Raw genomic sequence first — 276 nt, forward strand, 5'->3', positions numbered from 1 at the left:
CGCCAAGATGCACCGCTTGCTTTTACACTTGCTATTAACTTCGATCCTCGAAAAGGCAGTATTGAAGAGGCTATTGTTAGCCAATGCGCTTTAGGTGAAGACTACTCAAGCTTTTATAAACAAATTAGTAAAGGTATTACATCGCAACTTATATTCGTAATGCGTTTGTATATATCGCGCACAGGTCGCCCCGATACTGATTATCTTTCTAATGAGCTAAAATACGTAAGTCAGTACGCAATGCACAAAGCTAAAGATTTAGAAGAAGCCTTATGG

Annotated in this window: 1 pseudogene; it reads left to right on the top strand. The window is 39.1% G+C overall.

From position 1 onward, the window contains the following. Positions 1-276, top strand: a pseudogene (locus tag AAEY57_RS19880) (PilZ domain-containing protein); the annotation flags it as partial.

The organism is Pseudoalteromonas sp. MER144-MNA-CIBAN-0113 (assembly GCF_040308965.1).
Classification (GTDB): domain Bacteria; phylum Pseudomonadota; class Gammaproteobacteria; order Enterobacterales; family Alteromonadaceae; genus Pseudoalteromonas; species Pseudoalteromonas tetraodonis.